16 protein-coding genes are annotated in these 16,062 nt (G+C 53.6%); 4 read left to right on the top strand and 12 right to left on the bottom strand.

The window, feature by feature from the left end:
- Positions 1–5 precede the first annotated feature (5 nt).
- A complete protein-coding gene (locus KZ498_RS18135; protein ID WP_312620645.1) occupies positions 6–1,403 on the top strand; it encodes an orc1/cdc6 family replication initiation protein in 1,398 nt (465 codons plus the stop codon).
- A gap of 11 nt (positions 1,404–1,414) precedes the next feature.
- Here KZ498_RS18135 and KZ498_RS18130 read toward each other — a convergent pair whose 3' ends face one another.
- The 9 genes from KZ498_RS18130 to KZ498_RS18090 all read right to left on the bottom strand — a co-directional run bounded on the left by KZ498_RS18130 (position 1,415) and on the right by KZ498_RS18090 (position 8,351).
- Positions 1,415–2,341 carry a hypothetical protein gene (locus KZ498_RS18130; protein WP_312620643.1) on the bottom strand — a complete coding sequence of 309 codons (927 nt, stop codon included), beginning with the start codon at positions 2,339–2,341 and terminating at the stop codon, positions 1,415–1,417.
- Between the two features lie 27 nt (positions 2,342–2,368).
- Positions 2,369–2,674 carry a hypothetical protein gene (locus KZ498_RS18125; protein WP_312620642.1) on the bottom strand — a complete coding sequence of 102 codons (306 nt, stop codon included), beginning with the start codon at positions 2,672–2,674 and terminating at the stop codon, positions 2,369–2,371.
- Positions 2,675–2,680: 6 nt separating this feature from the next.
- Complete coding sequence (locus KZ498_RS18120; protein WP_312620641.1) at positions 2,681–3,280, bottom strand: hypothetical protein; 600 nt, start codon at positions 3,278–3,280, stop codon at positions 2,681–2,683.
- Between the two features lie 80 nt (positions 3,281–3,360).
- On the bottom strand, positions 3,361–4,023 hold the full coding sequence (locus KZ498_RS18115) for a hypothetical protein (RefSeq protein WP_312620640.1): 663 nt from the start codon (positions 4,021–4,023) through the stop codon (positions 3,361–3,363).
- Positions 3,996–5,543 carry a rhomboid family intramembrane serine protease gene (locus tag KZ498_RS18110; protein ID WP_312620639.1) on the bottom strand — a complete coding sequence of 516 codons (1,548 nt, stop codon included), beginning with the start codon at positions 5,541–5,543 and terminating at the stop codon, positions 3,996–3,998. The genes KZ498_RS18115 and KZ498_RS18110 overlap by 28 nt, the downstream gene beginning before the upstream one ends.
- A gap of 106 nt (positions 5,544–5,649) precedes the next feature.
- Positions 5,650–6,132, bottom strand: coding sequence for a hypothetical protein (locus tag KZ498_RS18105; protein WP_312620638.1), 483 nt, complete (start codon positions 6,130–6,132; stop codon positions 5,650–5,652).
- 239 nt (positions 6,133–6,371) lie between these two features.
- Positions 6,372–7,043, bottom strand: coding sequence for a hypothetical protein (locus KZ498_RS18100; protein ID WP_312620636.1), 672 nt, complete (start codon positions 7,041–7,043; stop codon positions 6,372–6,374).
- A 67-nt stretch (positions 7,044–7,110) separates the two neighbouring features.
- On the bottom strand, positions 7,111–7,464 hold the full coding sequence (locus KZ498_RS18095) for a hypothetical protein (RefSeq protein ID WP_312620634.1): 354 nt from the start codon (positions 7,462–7,464) through the stop codon (positions 7,111–7,113).
- A 5-nt stretch (positions 7,465–7,469) separates the two neighbouring features.
- Positions 7,470–8,351 carry a hypothetical protein gene (locus tag KZ498_RS18090; protein ID WP_123622934.1) on the bottom strand — a complete coding sequence of 294 codons (882 nt, stop codon included), beginning with the start codon at positions 8,349–8,351 and terminating at the stop codon, positions 7,470–7,472.
- 104 nt (positions 8,352–8,455) lie between these two features.
- Between KZ498_RS18090 and KZ498_RS18085 the strand changes: the two genes are divergently transcribed.
- Entirely contained in the window at positions 8,456–8,830 is a 375-nt protein-coding gene (locus KZ498_RS18085; protein ID WP_312620633.1) for a hypothetical protein, read from the top strand.
- Between the two features lie 9 nt (positions 8,831–8,839).
- On the opposite strand, the gene KZ498_RS18080 is transcribed toward KZ498_RS18085, so the two are convergent.
- From KZ498_RS18080 to KZ498_RS18070, 3 genes are all read right to left on the bottom strand, one after another.
- Positions 8,840–9,352 carry a hypothetical protein gene (locus tag KZ498_RS18080; protein ID WP_312620631.1) on the bottom strand — a complete coding sequence of 171 codons (513 nt, stop codon included), beginning with the start codon at positions 9,350–9,352 and terminating at the stop codon, positions 8,840–8,842.
- A gap of 87 nt (positions 9,353–9,439) precedes the next feature.
- On the bottom strand, positions 9,440–10,204 hold the full coding sequence (locus KZ498_RS18075) for a type II CAAX endopeptidase family protein (protein WP_312620629.1): 765 nt from the start codon (positions 10,202–10,204) through the stop codon (positions 9,440–9,442).
- A 57-nt stretch (positions 10,205–10,261) separates the two neighbouring features.
- The gene (locus KZ498_RS18070) at positions 10,262–11,344 is read right to left on the bottom strand and encodes a hypothetical protein (protein ID WP_123622927.1); all 1,083 of its coding nucleotides are present in this window, start codon (positions 11,342–11,344) and stop codon (positions 10,262–10,264) included.
- A gap of 299 nt (positions 11,345–11,643) precedes the next feature.
- On the opposite strand from KZ498_RS18070, the gene KZ498_RS18065 reads away from it, so the two are divergent.
- Both KZ498_RS18065 and KZ498_RS18060 read left to right on the top strand, forming a co-directional pair.
- Positions 11,644–14,466 (top strand): hypothetical protein, encoded by a 2,823-nt coding sequence (locus KZ498_RS18065; RefSeq protein WP_312620625.1) that lies wholly within the window; start codon positions 11,644–11,646, stop codon positions 14,464–14,466.
- Positions 14,463–16,058 carry an AAA domain-containing protein gene (locus KZ498_RS18060; protein WP_311173308.1) on the top strand — a complete coding sequence of 532 codons (1,596 nt, stop codon included), beginning with the start codon at positions 14,463–14,465 and terminating at the stop codon, positions 16,056–16,058. Before KZ498_RS18065 ends, KZ498_RS18060 begins: the two co-directional genes overlap by 4 nt.
- Positions 16,059–16,062: the final 4 nt, after the last annotated feature.

Raw genomic sequence — 16,062 nt, 5'->3', positions numbered from 1 at the left:
CCTCTATGTCAAACGGCACCTCGACTTCCGATGAAAGTCGAGATAGGGATTCTACGTCTTCAGACGGTCAAGACGACGGATCTCGAGGCCAAACATCGGAACCGGAGGGGAGTCCAAACGAGAATGGAAAACCGCCATCAAGCGAAGGGGACGGTCAACAATTCAAGGTTGACGACCCGCTCTTTTCTCAACGGAAGGGGGTTTTCCAAAATAAGGAGATGGTCCGTGTCGGTTGGGTACCTGATGGCGATCGAATTGTCGGACGTGACGATTATATTTCCACTATCAGTAGCTGTCTGAACGACGCTGTCTATGGTGGTGCCCCAAATCATATCTCAATTACCGGGAAAACAGGAACGGGAAAATCTCTCGTCTCCCGATACGTCACTCGGCGAGCTGTCAATGCGGCAGTTGATGATATCCGAATAGGTCATACGTATCTAGACTGCTCGAAATCCTCAACTGAAGTCCAAGTCATCTCGACAATCGGACAACAGCTGAACGACGAGGATATCTATGACGAGGATGAGGACATCGTAAAAATGCCCGATACCGGGCTACCGAAAGACAAGTTCTACAAACGGCTCTGGCAGATTCTCGATCACTACGACTCGGCTATCATTATTCTTGACGAAGTCGACCTTCTCAAGAGCGACCACGTTCTGATGAGTCTCGCGAAGGCCGTCGAATCGAATGATACGTCGTGTCAAATCGGAATTATAGCAATAAGCAATCAAATCAACTTCTTCGACGAGCTGAACCCACGCACCAAGAGTGCCTTCCAGACCCAAGAACTCAACTTCGACCCATATAACGCAAATCAGATTCAAGAGATTCTTCGAGGGCGTGATGACGCATTCCGTGATGGTGTTCTAACTGATGAGGTTATTCCTCTTGTCGCGGCTTTCTCAGCCCAGGAACACGGAGATGCACGGAAAGCAATGCGGTTATTCAGGACCGCAGGAGAACTAGCCGATCGTGAGGGAGCTGACATGGTCGAAGAAGACCACGTGCGAAGAGCCCAAGACGCACTTGAAAAGGATCGATTCCGCGACTTCCTCCAGGGAACCCCCACTCAAATGAAAGCAGCTTGTCTCTCGATCGCTGCTAAGTCACTTTTCTCGCGTGACGATTACATCATCACAGGTGAACTCTACGATGCGTACCAGCAGATCACTAACGCGATAGATATGGACACGATCGGGATACGGCGGTTCCGGGATATTCTCGATGAGATGCAACTCAGCCAGGTAATCGAAACTAAAGAAGTGAATATGGGAAAAGGCGGTGGCCGCCACAACTCTCATCGGTTACTCCACAATCCTGAGGCTATCCTTGATATCGTAATGGAGGATACTCGATTCGGAGATATCTCTAAATCCTCGCTGAAACGGTTCGCCTGACAAATTAGATGTTATACTGATGAGACGTACCTTCGTTTCGTCCACTCGTCGCGACGGGGCACAGTACGTCCTTCACGGTTCTCCCAATCAGTACTCGAGACGGGTTTGATCCGATCGAGTTCGAACCCAGCGGCTCGGTAGCAGACTCCAGTGTTGTCGTCGACGCCGGCGATCGCGACGAGCCGTTTTCGGTCGTTATTCTCACGTACCCAGTCCCGAAGACGCGCAAGCATCCAACTCGACGTATTCGGTGGGCGATTCGGGTGATTCGCAAGCCGTGTAACGTACAGCTCTTCACGAGCCCCGTCGTAACTGTATGTGTACGGCTGTGAGAGCACCGCCACTGAGTACGGATGCCCATCCTGGGTAGCGATGAATCCGGCCTTCCATTTCGCGACACCGCCGAGGCGGTGGTCGATGCGGCCGTCCGGACCACCGATAAGAAGGTGATTGACGAGTCGCCGACTTCCTCGTCCGCTAACGCGGTGGACTGTGAGGTCGGTGACATCTTCGAGAGGCGGTGGTGTGATACACTCGGGTTCCCAATATGATACTCTCCAGTCCGGTTTTTCACCAGGTTCGACGTCCAGTCGTGGGAAATCCGGCATTCCCGCTGGCGGGTATGTACGCCACTCGGGATCACTCGAATGGAGCGCTGCGACCATCGACTCATCGGCAGGGAGCCGTTCTTGGAAGTGAACGGCCAATGAACGTCCTTCCTGAGTGAGCTCAACGTTAGTAATTACGCGACGTCGGTAAACAGCCTTCACTTCGGGAATGGGGAACCGATTTCGAGAGTCGATGACGGTTCGCTCGAAGATGTGATCGCCGGCGCGGATCGTCGATGCGAGCTCGGTTGGTTTGTTGCTGGCCAGCGAGGAATGGTCAAGAGGTGCTGGTTCTGACCCGTCACGAACGGGGAAAGAAAGTGTTGACATACTGAAGAGTCGACAGAGTGATGGCGGTTACTCGGTCTCCGGAGCGATGTGGTGGAGGGAGTCACCGTCCGGAGAAAACCACTCACAGTCGAAGGAGACTGATCCGGGGATATCCCCACAGCCGAATTCCAGAACTGCTTCAACCGTCGTGTCGTCGACGATCGTGACGCGATATAGTTCGCCGTCGTAGGAATTCCAGTACCGCTCGCCGACTGCAACGTCGGTCCGTCCAGTCGTCGCGAACGCTGTTGATTTCCCGTCAGGGAGCTCTACCCGGAAGGCTATCCGATTCGGGTCGTTAAGCGTCTCGAAGAGCTGTGACTCACTCGGCATAACGCGCTAGAAATGGACGTCGGCGGGGACGAGCCATCCCCGGGACATCTGCTCATCTCCTTTTGTGGCCGCTGCGGTGTCACCGTTGCCGCCAGAAGTACCGGACGAGGCGTTGTGTAGGCGATCGACGTATTCGTCGACGGCCTTCGGTGATACGAGACCACCTCCGTATTCGTTATAGATGTACACTGACGGTCCTCGACATTCGGCGAGCTGTCCCAGGTGGAACCGTACTCCGTCGACGTTGTTCATCACGTCCTCAACGGAGAGATCGTCGACTTTCGATTGGAATTTTGACAATGTATCTCCGAACTCCTCCGTTTGTTCCTCGAGCGCATCATCGAGGAGTGCTTGTCCCTCTTCGCTGTCGAGTGGGAACGTTGGAGCGACCGTTGTCTCGTCGACAGTCTCAGAGCTGCCATCACTGATGACGTTCGCGACGTGCGGCTTGTAACGCGAGTCCGCCTGATCGAACGTCCCGTAGTAGTCGTAGACACTGGCAGTATCGATGCCGACACCGACGAGTTTGTCGAGGGCACTGTGAGCGCGGGCGAGGGCGTCGTCTTGAGTGGTACCGGGAACAAGTACGCGGATAAGTTGGTGCATCTATCGATAGAACCTCCACTCTTTGTGGAGGGTGAGAAATTCTCGAAGAGGGGTGTGTTGTACAGTGTATGGATGGTAAACTACTGTGTCCACGCTGTAAGGTTTGCTTGTCCGACGGCAGGCGGATCGGTGTCATCGCCGATTACGGCGGCAGCATAGTTTCGAGCGATCGTCAATGCGATGTCGAGTCCGCACCCGTCGGGTGGATTTCGGACGTCGACCATCTCAGTTTCGTGTGCATAGTCCCACGGGGCGAGCGCGACGGTAGCGTTCCCGCTGTCTCGCCACGCTTTGACGACAAGGTATGGATATGTTTCAGTGGTCACTTCGAGACCGACTGTGGTCGTGCTCCCCGTAGGTCGCTGACCTTCGTGAGTACCTTCTCGATGGTAGTAGACGATTACCTCTCTGCTCTCGATGTAGTAGTGCGTGAGTTCATAACCGGGTAGAGGGTCGAACTCAGCCTCGTTGACAGCAGGGTGTTTCCAAGCGCCGGGAGAGATAGCTTCCATCCAATCAACGGTTTTGTCGATAGCTCGGACAACACTACCCGAACGGTCGTCCTCTACGGCGTCGACGGTCGCGACCGGAGCACGGTTGTGGAAGCCTTGTACGCGGTCGTCGATGGCTTTGACAGCTACCTTGTCGAAGTGGTCGAAGACGGCGACTGATCGAGGGGCATCGGGAGCTGTCCAGACGTGAAAGAATCCAGTACCTATTCGATGTCCAGTATCAGACCGCACTCACCCTCGAACCTAGGAGCTTCATTGTACTCAATCAGTTTCTTTTCTGACTCCCCGAGTTCCATTTCGATGTCGTCAAGCAGTTCAGCAGCGTCGACTGCATCAGAGTATCCTGGTACCGACTCAATATCGTCAATATGCATCTGCGGAGCTCTGGCGTACATACGGAACATGTACGGTTCCTTTCGGCTGTTCGCAAAGGACCGCTTGTAGTGATAGAGCATAATCGGTTTCCTCCGAAATTGGTCCGTATCTCCAAGCAATCGGAAGTGGTCGTCTTCCTCCTCTGCGCTGGTTTCGAAGGCGTCACCGACTGCTGATTTGAGATCCTCTTTGTCCTTGCCCGTCCGCTCCATCAGTAGCACTCGCTCGAACAGCCATTTGGCGTAGTTCTCCTCAAGAACGTCGACCTGCCTCATATCAGGATACTCGTCGATACTTAGGGTATCTATGAAATCATCGCGAATATCCAGAAATTCAGAGTAGAGGTTGTCTATATGGTCTACAGAATCTTGGAGGTATGAGGCGTGATTCGTTGTGAGATCTTCGAAGTACGGATCCCCTCGGAGACTCTCCGGAACTGCGTGCATCGAATCTCTATCTACGAATAGCGGGACATCAGTCTCACGAACGGATGGGAATTCTTCTAACCACTTGTCAGTACGAATCTGGAGGGTATCGGCATGGTTCCGTTGGGTCTCCAATTCCAGTTCACGTCGGAAGAGGTCGGCGCTCCGTCTCGTGTGGTCTGCGTACCAGATCGTGATGAGAACCAGGATGATTGTGGCTCCAGCCTGGACTGCCGTTGAGGTTGCTGGGTTCTCTGGAGTCACTATCAGGAGGTAGACTATCACTGCTGTCTCGGCCAAGATCAGTACCAAGAGCGCCGTTGGGAACGGAGACTCTCTGGCTGCCTCGATTGTTCTGGAGAAAGAACTCTCCACCTGAGATCTCGCGTAGACGAGTCCCAGAAGAATTCCTATGATTCCACCGGCGACATGGGCATATCCACCATTGTTGACGTAGATGTCAACAACGTACTGTGCACCAATTACGAATGGCCCGAGGATGGCAAGGACATAGCGGACATTCTCCAATGGATCGTTCCAACCATTCGGCCGGTACAACGCCAGATACACGATGGCATAGAAGCCGACGATTCCCATAATCGCACCACTCGCCCCAGCTCCGATGTTGTCAGTCAGGTTCGTGTGGATGAGTCCTGCGAGGAGACCAGTTGAGACGTAGACACCAAGATACGTCTTCCGCGCCACATATCGCTCCAGCACCAGTCCGTACACCAGAATTCCCACGATATTCACGCCCAGGTGTCGGACTGTTCCGTGAGCAAACAGGGAGAGTATCCATGCCGGTGTGGGATCGAATCCTGGAGTAAAGAGAAACCAGAACTCGAACGTCTCTATTCCCAACTGGGGGATGGTGAGAAGTTCTAGTAGATAGGTAATGAGGAGGATCACTATGAACGAGAGAGTCAGCCTCTTATTTGAGAGGAAAGTCATCACACGACTCATAGTGCTTGAATTCAAACAGCAACAAAATAAAATGTCTCATACCCGTTGAGTCGGAATTTGACCCTCAGCTTCGACTGAGATCCGCCCCAACGTATCAGGTTAGGAAGATTCCGGTCAAACAGAACGCAACTATCGAGAGCGTCGTGAGTGCGAATGAAAGCATAATGTGCCTAGCGGTGGATCGGTTCTCTTCAGCGCTATATTGGAGCATATCTGAATAACTCCTCAATAATACTTCTTCTATATCTTCAATTTCTACATCGGGAAAGTACTCAATAGCCGAGTGACTAACGCCGATGTGCGTCCGGATTCCAAAATAGGTGAGTTCAGCCATCAGAATTGAACCCAACCACGCTAAGACCGCGACACCTCCAGATATGTACGCCTTCGTCGGGATTGGAGTTATACCGACACTGTTTGCTAAGAACGAACCTGCTGTAAGAACCAGGCTCCCTACTAAGAGGTTAATTTTAATTACCTCAATCGAATGATCACTGAATTGATTCTGATTTTCGATTAGGTGGTCTAAGGATGAACGTGCCTCCTCACTCATTCGACCGTATTTTTCGTCAGCCATATGAGATTCAGCCACTGGGATGACAATAAATTGGCTGGGTGAAGGTGCTTAGTTCTCGATCTCACCTAGCCCAAGTTGTCAATATCTCTGTTCTCCTGAATGAACGTTACGTAGATCTCGAGCACCTCTAAAATCTCTCGAGAGGCGTTTTTACTAAAACACTGTGTATATCGCACACCTATCCTATCAGTCCTTAGAGTTGTACCAAATGAACCTCTGGATTCTTTTTACAATCCCCATTAGAACATATCGAGACCGGCCTGCACGGGGTCGGTTGGACCTGCTGTCCCAGTGGACGTACTCTCGGACGTCTCGACTTCGACACCGAGTGTCTGTCCGGGGAGACTGGGGAGGCTTTGGAGAAGCCGTTCGGAGACCTCACCGGCCGCGAACCACTCGGCGAGAAGTTCTGCTGCCGTCGTCGTGGAATCGTGGAGCCAGAATGCCGTCGGGACACCGTCGGTTTCGATGTCGAGTTCATTGACGTGCTCGGTGAACCAGCGGTCGCGGTCGCGCTTGAGCGCTTCGCGGAGGTCACGGGCTCTATCGCGAATTTCGTCGTCTGCGGGGAGGATCGGGAAGTTCGAGGGAAGCATCGCGTCCACTTCCTGGTCATTGCCGGCGATCCCGTCGAGGTACTGGCGGAAGGCGTACTGGTAGAGGCTGACGAACTTCGCGTTCGTGAATGCGGCGTGCGTGAGGGAGGCCGTCGAACAGAGTGCCGCGAGCTCGCCCCACGTTGCGACGGGTACACGCTCACCTGTTGGAGTGTCCTCAACGAGTGCGCGGCGTTCCTCGTGGATACCGTCCTCGAGGTTGGCGGCGCCGGCGGCGTGGTTACTCGCGACGACCGGGTCGGCGGTGACGCGATACTTCTGGATCTGTGTGAGGGTGGCTGTGTCAATCTGCATAGTCAGGAGGAGTAGAGTGCTTGGGTAGACTCTCGTCGAACGTGTGAAGTCCGCAGGACATCGGAACTCACGAACAGGCTGGTGACGGATCGTGTGGATGGTGGTCGGTGCTATCGAGTGAATCGCAATCGGTCGTGTCTCCTTGAGTAGCACACGACGGACAAGAAGCCGGGTCGTTGTCGTGTGGGCAGCGGAGAGGAGCACCGTCCCGTTCGAGGACGGTTTGGACCGTATCGAATTGGACGACGATGATGGTGTCTGTCGCGACGTGATAGTAGGCGTCAGCGTCGACAACGGTGTTGTCGAGGACCTCGACAGGGATCGCGTTGTGGAGAGCTTCAGTGAGCGTAATCGCGGGCGACCCGCGAATGAGCCACTGCAGCTGGGGGTGGCTCCCCGGGTCTGTGATGGAAGGCGTCATCGTGATTACCGTTGCTTCCGGGGCGTGTGAGTGGCTGCGACGGTCGGGCTGACGAACCGGCGGGCGCGCTGCGGGATGTCAACACCGACGTCGATCGGGAGAACGTACTTGGCATCGACGTCTCCTTCGTGAGCGGTGGCGAGACAGGATGCAGCCGCCAGTTCGTGTTTGCACATCACCGCCCACTTGTTCGTCTGCTTATAGGGACAGCCACAGACGACGGCGTCCGACCAGGGAAGGAACGCGTAAGTGGACCCGCTGGCGAATTCCCCGACGAGGAGCGGCGCCGGGAGAGTGATCCCGTATTCGGAGGGCAGGATGTGGTTATCGAGCTGGGCTTCCCGAATGACATCGTCTACATCGAGATCGTGTCCGTCGGCATACCCGATTGGATCGGTGTTTCCGTCGACGATGACGACTCCGTGGAAAGTGTTTGCGTGGAGGGGAAGAAGGGAGTCGGCTGTTCCTTGAATAGTGTCGAGGTTTTTCGGAATGAGCTCCGTGTACCACTTTCGGCGATCGGCACGAATCTGTTCGAGCTCACGGTAATGGGGTTCGAGCTCACCTGTGAGGAAGGCAGGAGCCTCGTCCAGGAAGTCATCGAGGCGGTCGTAGGAGGGGAAGAACCGGTGTTCGCTTTCGTAAGTATCGACAAGTGTTTTCTGGATGTACTGCCGGGCGAGCGGGGTGGGGGCGTGGGTGTCGTGAGACAAGAGCCCGCCAGCTTCGATGATGTCGAGACGAATGCGGTGCTCGATAGGCTCGATCTCCGGTGGGTCACTACCCGTGGTGTTCTCATAGTCAGGGTGCGATGCGTCGAGCGCGCCTGGGGGAAGTTCGAGGGGTGGGAGGTGCTCGTCCGTCGGGGTGATCTGGTGGGTAGACATGCGTAGTTACCTCCACCATCTGTGGGGGCGAGAAACCAACCGGAGAGTGCTCACCACGAGTTACCCCACAATAGTTATGTATGTGCCCCTCTGTGGGGTAACTAATGACGGACGACACTGAGCGACCTTCTGGACCTGACCTTCCGGTACACGTTCGAGACACGGTAGACGAATTATCGATCAAGGACCTGGAGGATTTGGCTGACTACGCACAGGCTCTCGCCGATTGGAAGCGGGAGCAACCACCTGCGTCTCCAGATACTGCTCCCGAGGATGCTGTCGACGATGATGTCGTCGAAGACCTCGAGGAGCAGGGTGTCTCGATGGATCCCGACGACTACGATGATGTCCCCGCTACAGGGGCCTACATCACGGTGAAGGAGCCGAAACAGGGATACAGGTATTATTATTGGCAATGGCGGGACGGTGATACTTGGAAGAACGAGTATATCGCGCCTGTCAATCCGAAGGGGGACTGATCCTAGTGGTTAGATGACGGTGGCGTTTCCGAAGACGCCCTCGAACTCTTTGCGACCGAGGGTTGGCGATCCGCGGAGCCAGGTGTGGTGGGCGCCGCGCTGGACTTTGAGATAGGGGTGGCCGCCGTCGTTTCGGAGCATCTTGAGCTGCTTACACCATTTTCCCTTTTCGTTTGTACCGATCTCCGCGAGAAGTCCTTCTCCACCCTCCTGGTCGTCAGCCCAGTCGACGAGAACATCGAAGTTCGCGGGTGAGAATGGATCAACGGGGAGCGTATTCCGGACTTCCGTAATGATGTCGCGGAGTTCGTTGGGGTAGAAGACGACGGGAGTCGGATCGGGATGGTCGTCGACGGTTGGATCGTATGTGGAGTCGAATTCGTAGCCGATTTCAGCGGTTTGATAGCCCGTTGCGGCCCGGCCGTACTCTGAGGGCCGATCGAGGTCTGTTGGTGTCACGATTGCGAGCGACGTGGTGCCGTCGTCGTCTCCCCAGTTCGCTTCTGCTAATGCGAAACGCATAGCCCACTCGTCGTATATCCGATATTAAAAAATACCGGTAGAATAGGTGTGAGCAGAGGGATGGCTTGGGTGAGATCGGGACGGCCGTTAGTAGAGGCTAGTGAGACCGAGACTGGCGAAGAGGATAGCGTTATAGCTACCGTGAATGAGGATCGGGACGAAGAGTGAGTCGGTACGCTCGTAGGCGAAGCTGAGGATGAGTGATAGCACAAAGAGTGAGAGGAGGACGTTTCGGAGGCCGCTCAAAGAACCCTGCAGGGCGAAGAGATGTACACTCGCAAAAAAGAGGCTGGCGAGAAGTATTGCTCCGATGGCAGAGAAGTGCCTGCGGAGATACTCTTGAATGAGGCCGCGAAACAGGATTTCCTCACAGGGTCCAGTGATGAGAAGGGATACGACGATGAGTCCGCCGAACATCGAAAGGGAGGCGTGTTTGGTGGCCTCGATCGCAGCCGCGTTCTGTGCAGTTGGAGCGTTGAAAAACGCGAAGAGGGACGTGAGTACGTATTCTGTGACAATCATCACGAGAATGCCGCCGAGTATCCAGCGGGCGTCGCGATGGGTCGGATGACGGAAGCGAAGGCCTTCGGGGAGGAGGTCTGTTTTCCAGTAGAGGAGACCAGCGACAAAGATCGCGTATCCGAGTTCATTAAACGCGGCGGAGGCGAGGAAGCGTGCCGTCTCTGACTGCTGGGGAATTGGGTAGGCCTGATCGAGAACGACGATACCCACATAGCCGATGATGAGACTGGTAACGATCGCGCCGAAGATGAAGACGAGTACGAGGACGATAGAGCGGAGCGTTCGCCAGAGGTAGATGATGTCCTCCTCGAATGTACTATCTGTGGCCATCGCTGTTCGCGTCGTGTGTATCGGTTGCAGGCTCGCTGGTATTAACGGTCGGGTGATTCAAGCGGTTGTGTAATCGTTGGATGCGCTCTGTTGAGAGGAAATGTCAGGATACGTGTCGGTATAGCTTGGACCAGTCTGATCGACAATTGCGGTGAACGCGTCTCGGTTGAGGTTCCAGTCGAGAGCGCGGTCGTAGTCCGGCGTGGGCGAGCTCGTTCCGCCGACGAGCTCCTGAAACTCGACGGTCATCTTCGCTTGACTTCCTGGTGCGTCGCACCATCGAATGACTGTTCCCCCAGTGTGGTCGTTGGTGTCGACGGTGACGGTACCGAAACGGTTGTCGGGATCGTCGTGATCGAGCTTTGGGTTGCAGAACGCGGCGACTTCAGAGGCTGAGTAAAAGCCGTCGTCGCGACCACGGTTCGTCTCGACGGGGAACTTGAAATCGTCCTGCTCGGTACAGCGGAAGACTCCTGAGAGTTCATACTCGTCGACAGTTTCACTCGTGGTGTATCCCGATCCGAGCACGGGAGAGTCCACTGTGCCCGTCGAAATGAGGAGGGCTGCGGTATCCGGTTCCGGGAAGGGTCGAACGTACCGATAGATGTGTTGGCAGTCGGTGTTCGTACACTGTCGGAGTTCGACAGTCTTGCCGGCCTGCTGTTCGATACGTATCGGTTCGCCACTGCGTTCTTCACACGCTGGACAGACGCGATGGTCGCTATCGGGCGTCCAGGCGTGGAGACAGTCGAGGCGGTCTTCCTCGAGGCGGTAGACCCGGTCGAACCGCGCAAGCAAGTCACTCGGCTGCGGGGCGCACTCGTCGTCTCCGGGGAGGTCGTGTATCCATGCGATGCCGGCTATCGACGACTGCTGGTTGATGGTGCCTCCGATGAGCCGCCCTTGTGTGCCGTCTTCGGCGACGACTGAGAGCGGTCTGTGGAAGATCCCGAAGTTTCGCTTGACAACCGCGTATTCGGTGCCATCGATCCAGAGAAGGTCGCCTTCGTCTGTCGCGTAGAGGTCTTCGGCTGTCTCTACGGAAGCCGTTACTCGTTCCGTATGAGGTTGTTCGAGGACGTGTCCCTTGTAGTCGAGCTCGGTGAGCTGCGCTTGAGGAGTTCTGGTCGAGTCGGTCATAAGAGGCGCTCGCTGTCTATCGGCGACGAAGAAATCTACTTCTGGTGGTGCGACACACTTCCGCGTATATGCCTTGAGCTACTTTTTGTCCAAGCTGAGGCGTGATCTCTTTGGTTGACGTGGGGCATTTCATAGGATTTCTATTCCGTAATTGGACAGACGAAAACTGGGAGTTCTGAGCTTTTAGAGCGAGAACATCTCTATGACTAGTCCATTGGCTTGCCAAGAGAGATGGAATTGGTGAATATGATAGACAGGGGTAATATTATCATACCGGGTATGCTACCAATCGACTATTGATGTCTGGATCTTCACGTCCTGTTCTCAGTCCGGGGGATATTGGCCTCTTTATTGGGTTTGAACAGTGCCCTCGCTACCTCCAACAAAGTCTCGGCAAAATCACCGGGAATGAGGACGAATTGGGCGTGTTCCTTAGTGAAATTGGCAACCGGTTCGAGGATGATATTACCGAAAATATCAAACAAGACTCAGTCGGCCTTTACGATGGTTCTGACTGGGACGTAAGCGATAAACCAGACATAGGAAAACAGGAAGTACGTACAGAATTAGACAGTCTTGTTGACAAGGCGACTGTCCAGAACCCTGTTGTTATTGAGCAACCACCTGCCCGCGGTTACATCGACGTATGGGGAATCAAGGGACGCGGGGATATGCTGGCTCTCTGGGAATCGCCCGATAGCGGTATAATCGCGCATATCTTCGAAATCAAGGCTTCTAGTGATGTACAGCCATATCACCAGATTCAGGCGGGTATCTACGCACTAATTTTTGAAGACATCCTACAGCCGCTCGTAGAGGAGTTAGAGGTTCGAATCAGCATAGTCCATCGGGAAAGCGATTCATTAGACTTCACTGACCCAGAATCAATTCAAACTATTGCCGAACCCGAAGTCGTCAGAGAAGACGTGCGAAGGCTTCTGCGTGAGGATGGCACGATAGACTCTGTTTACAAACAGGCCGAAGTTAACTTCTCTCTGACTGGTAAGTGCAACACCTGTCTGTATAATGAGGATTGTTTCAAATATGCGCTGGACAATCTGGACTTGGCGCTACTCGGTCTCACGGAGGGTGAACAGCGAATCCTCAACAAACATGATATCGAGGATATTGAGGACCTCGCGGGTCTGAAAGAGAAAATTGAAGACCCGAAACCCTACGTCTACGACGAACTTCCTTCACGCGACGAGAATACCGTCAAGCAGCTTTTGAGTGAACCTACAATTGGCGGGAAAGTCGACCGGATGGTTCAGAGGGCACAGGCTATGTTGGGTGGGATACAAACCAGACAAGCAGCACAGAACGACTCTCAGGCACGAACTGGGCCGTTATACGCCACGCCGATTCAGGGGTCAGGTGACAGTACCCTTCCATCAACCAGCGCGTCACCAAATGCCCGAGAGAAGATGGACTACGATCCCGACGAACTCATCAGAGTGTATCTCTATGTACGGGAGGACTTCATGCGCGACTCCTTGGCTATGCTTGCTGGGCGAGTTGTCAGAAACAATTCAGCCATTGGAGCACTTTCATTTAGTTCCGTAGTAGACCGATTACCAGATAACGACCAGCGAGAAGAGGTTCTAGAGGTTGAAGGCGACTTGCTCGAGGACTTCTTCTCCAAACTATTCCCGGCCATAGAACACGTGGCTGAAGGAGATACACGGTCAGCGTTGCATGTATATTTCTTCAGCCGGATGGAGCGGGATGCTCTGGTAGATGGCATTCTCCGTCAGATGCCTCGATATGACAAGGACTCGTTCGATGCGGTTCGGGACCTCCTAGGGTATCGAAAGGCGATCGACCAACCGATGGTCAGTATAGTACAGGACGAACTTCAGGATCGATTCGCTCTCCGGTATCCCGGAAGTGGTATTCTACCGATTCTTGACCAAGCGACTTCGCAGTATTGTGACTGCGGCTGTGACGGTCTATTCAAGAAGTCAAACTGGGAGGTGACACGGTCCGGTGGGGGATTGACCTTCAACTGCTATGATGCATTCAAGTACAACCTGTTCAATTTCAAACTGCCAGTAGAAGCCGACAGCAATGGTAGACTACACAGTAAATCGGATATCCAGAATCCAGACGATTTCTACCCGCTCAAAGCACGTTTCGACAATCAAATCCCTCTGGAGTATATCTGGGCCGCAAAAGGGAAGCTAAACCTAGACTGGGCAGATTCAGGGCGTGATAGGTGGGAAATTCAGAAGTACAGATACCACGATGCTGACAAGCAAGACGAGAGAATCACACCGGAAGATGTGGGTCTCTTGGGAGAAAAAATGTCCCACGCACTTCACCATCTGGAGTCGTGTACTGCGTCCCATCAGAATCCCTTCCTCGGCAAAGAACAAATCGACCTCCCAGAACTTCCTGAGTTTAATTTGGGAGACATCGACTTGGCTCGGTCTCTCAACGACTATCTCGACCTAGAGCACTACGCTGACCGTCAAGAAAAGTATCGAGAATACGCAAAAGCACCACGTGAGCGTGTACAGAAGGGCCATGCGGCAATCGTGGAAGTGGAAGAGACTGAAATAGATGGCGACGACCTTGTTGTAACAGGACGACTTGTGTACGAACCTGATGAATTCAGTGACCCCTCAAAAGTTGCGTATACTTGCCGTTTGAAGGGGGCTGAAAACGAATCTTCGGGGTCTCATCGTGTTGCAAATCCTGTCACGTGGGACGTCTCTCAACAAGTCCATAAGGATGATAAGAAGAAGCCAGCGGATATCGAGTCGGGGCTCCCCGTTGAAGTCCAGAGCGTGAATACGGGTGACCGCAGCATCACACTCCGCTGTAGTGAATTCAACACAGATGGCAATTTCATACCAAACACGAATCCAGACACGTTTGAGTACGTTCACAGGCACGACGTGTGGGTACAAAACGAAGCAGATGCGGGCTATAGCTATGGCGTCCGCTGTGTTCACCTCAAACCCGGAGATAGGTACATTTTGGATAGACAGACCGACGACTGGACCTCAACACACGCCCACGACGTGCTAGAAGAACTGCAATCAAATCGCCCCAGTCAAAATCCGAGATACCATTATTATCACCTCTTGGACGGCCTCATTCGGGGTGATGATGTATGAGCAATGACGGAGAGCCAAACCGTGGATACCTCGACTTTGTCGAGAGTAGTTCTTCACTTGATTATCCAAACGACCGCCAAGAAAGATTCATCACTCGCCAAGAGGATGACTTTGCTATCCTTCAGGGTCCCCCGGGAACAGGAAAATCCTTGGCGCTTGCCCATGGGCTCCTGCGTGCCTCATATGACCAGATGAACGATGGAGGAAGCATTCGCGCGTTAGTTGTAGCCCCCTCACATCGAGCAGTTAACGCGATATTGAAGAAGGTTGATGATTTCAAGTATACGCTTATGGCTGAAGAGGGGTGTGACGAGCTAGACTCGCTCCGCCTGATTCGCGCTTTATCGCGTGACCGTGGCTACTCTGTCCCCACTAAAACTGATGTTGAACGGGTCAACTACAATACGGAGAAGTCGAAGGTTGAGGACCTGAAAAGGGACTTAGAGGGGCAACAACAACTGAGCAACTGGGGGGCAGGGTCAGACAGCTTCGTCATTTTTGGAACTCCGAGCGGTGGAAATCGAATAATCAAGAAAGCATTTGACGAGACGATACGACCCACCTTCGACCTATTTGCGGTTGATGAAGCCAGTATGATGACCGTCACTGACTTCTTGATGTCAGGGTCATCTACCAAAGACGGAGCAAGGACTCTAGTCGTAGGCGATCACAGACAACTATCGCCCATCCAGAAGCACGATTGGGAACGAGAAGACCGCCGAACCATTCGAGAGTTGGTTCCGTATCTTTCGGTAATGGACCTATTTCGGCTGCTGAGTGGGGAGAACCAGTTTGGCGATGATGAGCAGTTCGACGAGGTTGAGGTGCCGACTTCGGTAGAGTATCCGATAGATCGGCTGGAGATCACCTACCGATGTGATGAGGAAGTAGCTCGCATTTTGCGAAAGCTGGTGTACGAACGTGATGAGGTGAGATATCGTTCCTTCACCGAGGATGATCCTCATCTTCGAGCCCACCGGGACCCTCTTGCGGTCAACAAGACGGGAAATGAGGCGATCGACACAGTACTCAATCCAGATTGTCCAATTTCGATTGTCGTCCATCAAGACAGCGAGAGTCAGCAATCTAACGCACTTGAGGCGGGTATTGTAAATAGCCTAATCACCCCGATTGACCGTTCAAAGGAAAATATCGGGATAATCACTCCTCACAACGCCCAACGGGGTCGTCTGATTGACTCGTTGGGAAGCAAAGTTAGCGAAGGTGTGGTTGATACAGTCGATAGATTTCAGGGGAGTGAACGCGACGTGATCATCTTATCGAGTACAGTAAGCGACCCTGACTACATCCGAAGAGAAGCGGAGTTCATTCTCAGTCCGAACCGACTCAATGTCGCGTTGAGCCGAATGAAAAAGAAGCTCATCGTTATCGTGAGCGAACGACTGATTGAGTTTATCCCATCGCACTCTGACGACTACGACAATGCGCGTCTTTGGAAGATGTTGTTCTCTGAAGTGAGTAATTCCAGCGACGGGGAAGCAACACTACGAGGGGACGTGACCGACTTACTCCAGATCCCGGTAAGCCCGATGCCCCTCGATACCGGGATGGAGATCTTCACGGTCCGCTGAACTG

The sequence above is a fragment of the Haloarcula sp. 1CSR25-25 genome (assembly GCF_032027985.1).
Lineage (GTDB): Archaea > Halobacteriota > Halobacteria > Halobacteriales > Haloarculaceae > Haloarcula.
This window is presented reverse-complemented; position numbering and strand designations above follow the sequence as displayed.

Bases quoted from the DNA above. Each gene is read 5' to 3' on its own strand.
- KZ498_RS18060 (WP_311173308.1), top strand. From the start codon at position 14,463: ATGAGCAATGACGGAGAGCCAAACCGTGGATACCTCGACTTTGTCGAG.
- KZ498_RS18105 (WP_312620638.1), bottom strand. From the start codon at position 6,132: ATGGCTGACGAAAAATACGGTCGAATGAGTGAGGAGGCACGTTCATCC.
- KZ498_RS18125 (WP_312620642.1), bottom strand. From the start codon at position 2,674: ATGCCGAGTGAGTCACAGCTCTTCGAGACGCTTAACGACCCGAATCGG.
- KZ498_RS18095 (WP_312620634.1), bottom strand. From the start codon at position 7,464: ATGACGCCTTCCATCACAGACCCGGGGAGCCACCCCCAGCTGCAGTGG.
- KZ498_RS18075 (WP_312620629.1), bottom strand. From the start codon at position 10,204: ATGGCCACAGATAGTACATTCGAGGAGGACATCATCTACCTCTGGCGA.
- KZ498_RS18120 (WP_312620641.1), bottom strand. From the start codon at position 3,280: ATGCACCAACTTATCCGCGTACTTGTTCCCGGTACCACTCAAGACGAC.
- KZ498_RS18065 (WP_312620625.1), top strand. From the start codon at position 11,644: ATGTCTGGATCTTCACGTCCTGTTCTCAGTCCGGGGGATATTGGCCTC.
- KZ498_RS18135 (WP_312620645.1), top strand. From the start codon at position 6: ATGTCAAACGGCACCTCGACTTCCGATGAAAGTCGAGATAGGGATTCT.
- KZ498_RS18100 (WP_312620636.1), bottom strand. From the start codon at position 7,043: ATGCAGATTGACACAGCCACCCTCACACAGATCCAGAAGTATCGCGTC.
- KZ498_RS18080 (WP_312620631.1), bottom strand. From the start codon at position 9,352: ATGCGTTTCGCATTAGCAGAAGCGAACTGGGGAGACGACGACGGCACC.
- KZ498_RS18070 (WP_123622927.1), bottom strand. From the start codon at position 11,344: ATGACCGACTCGACCAGAACTCCTCAAGCGCAGCTCACCGAGCTCGAC.
- KZ498_RS18130 (WP_312620643.1), bottom strand. From the start codon at position 2,341: ATGTCAACACTTTCTTTCCCCGTTCGTGACGGGTCAGAACCAGCACCT.
- KZ498_RS18110 (WP_312620639.1), bottom strand. From the start codon at position 5,543: ATGACTTTCCTCTCAAATAAGAGGCTGACTCTCTCGTTCATAGTGATC.
- KZ498_RS18090 (WP_123622934.1), bottom strand. From the start codon at position 8,351: ATGTCTACCCACCAGATCACCCCGACGGACGAGCACCTCCCACCCCTC.
- KZ498_RS18085 (WP_312620633.1), top strand. From the start codon at position 8,456: ATGACGGACGACACTGAGCGACCTTCTGGACCTGACCTTCCGGTACAC.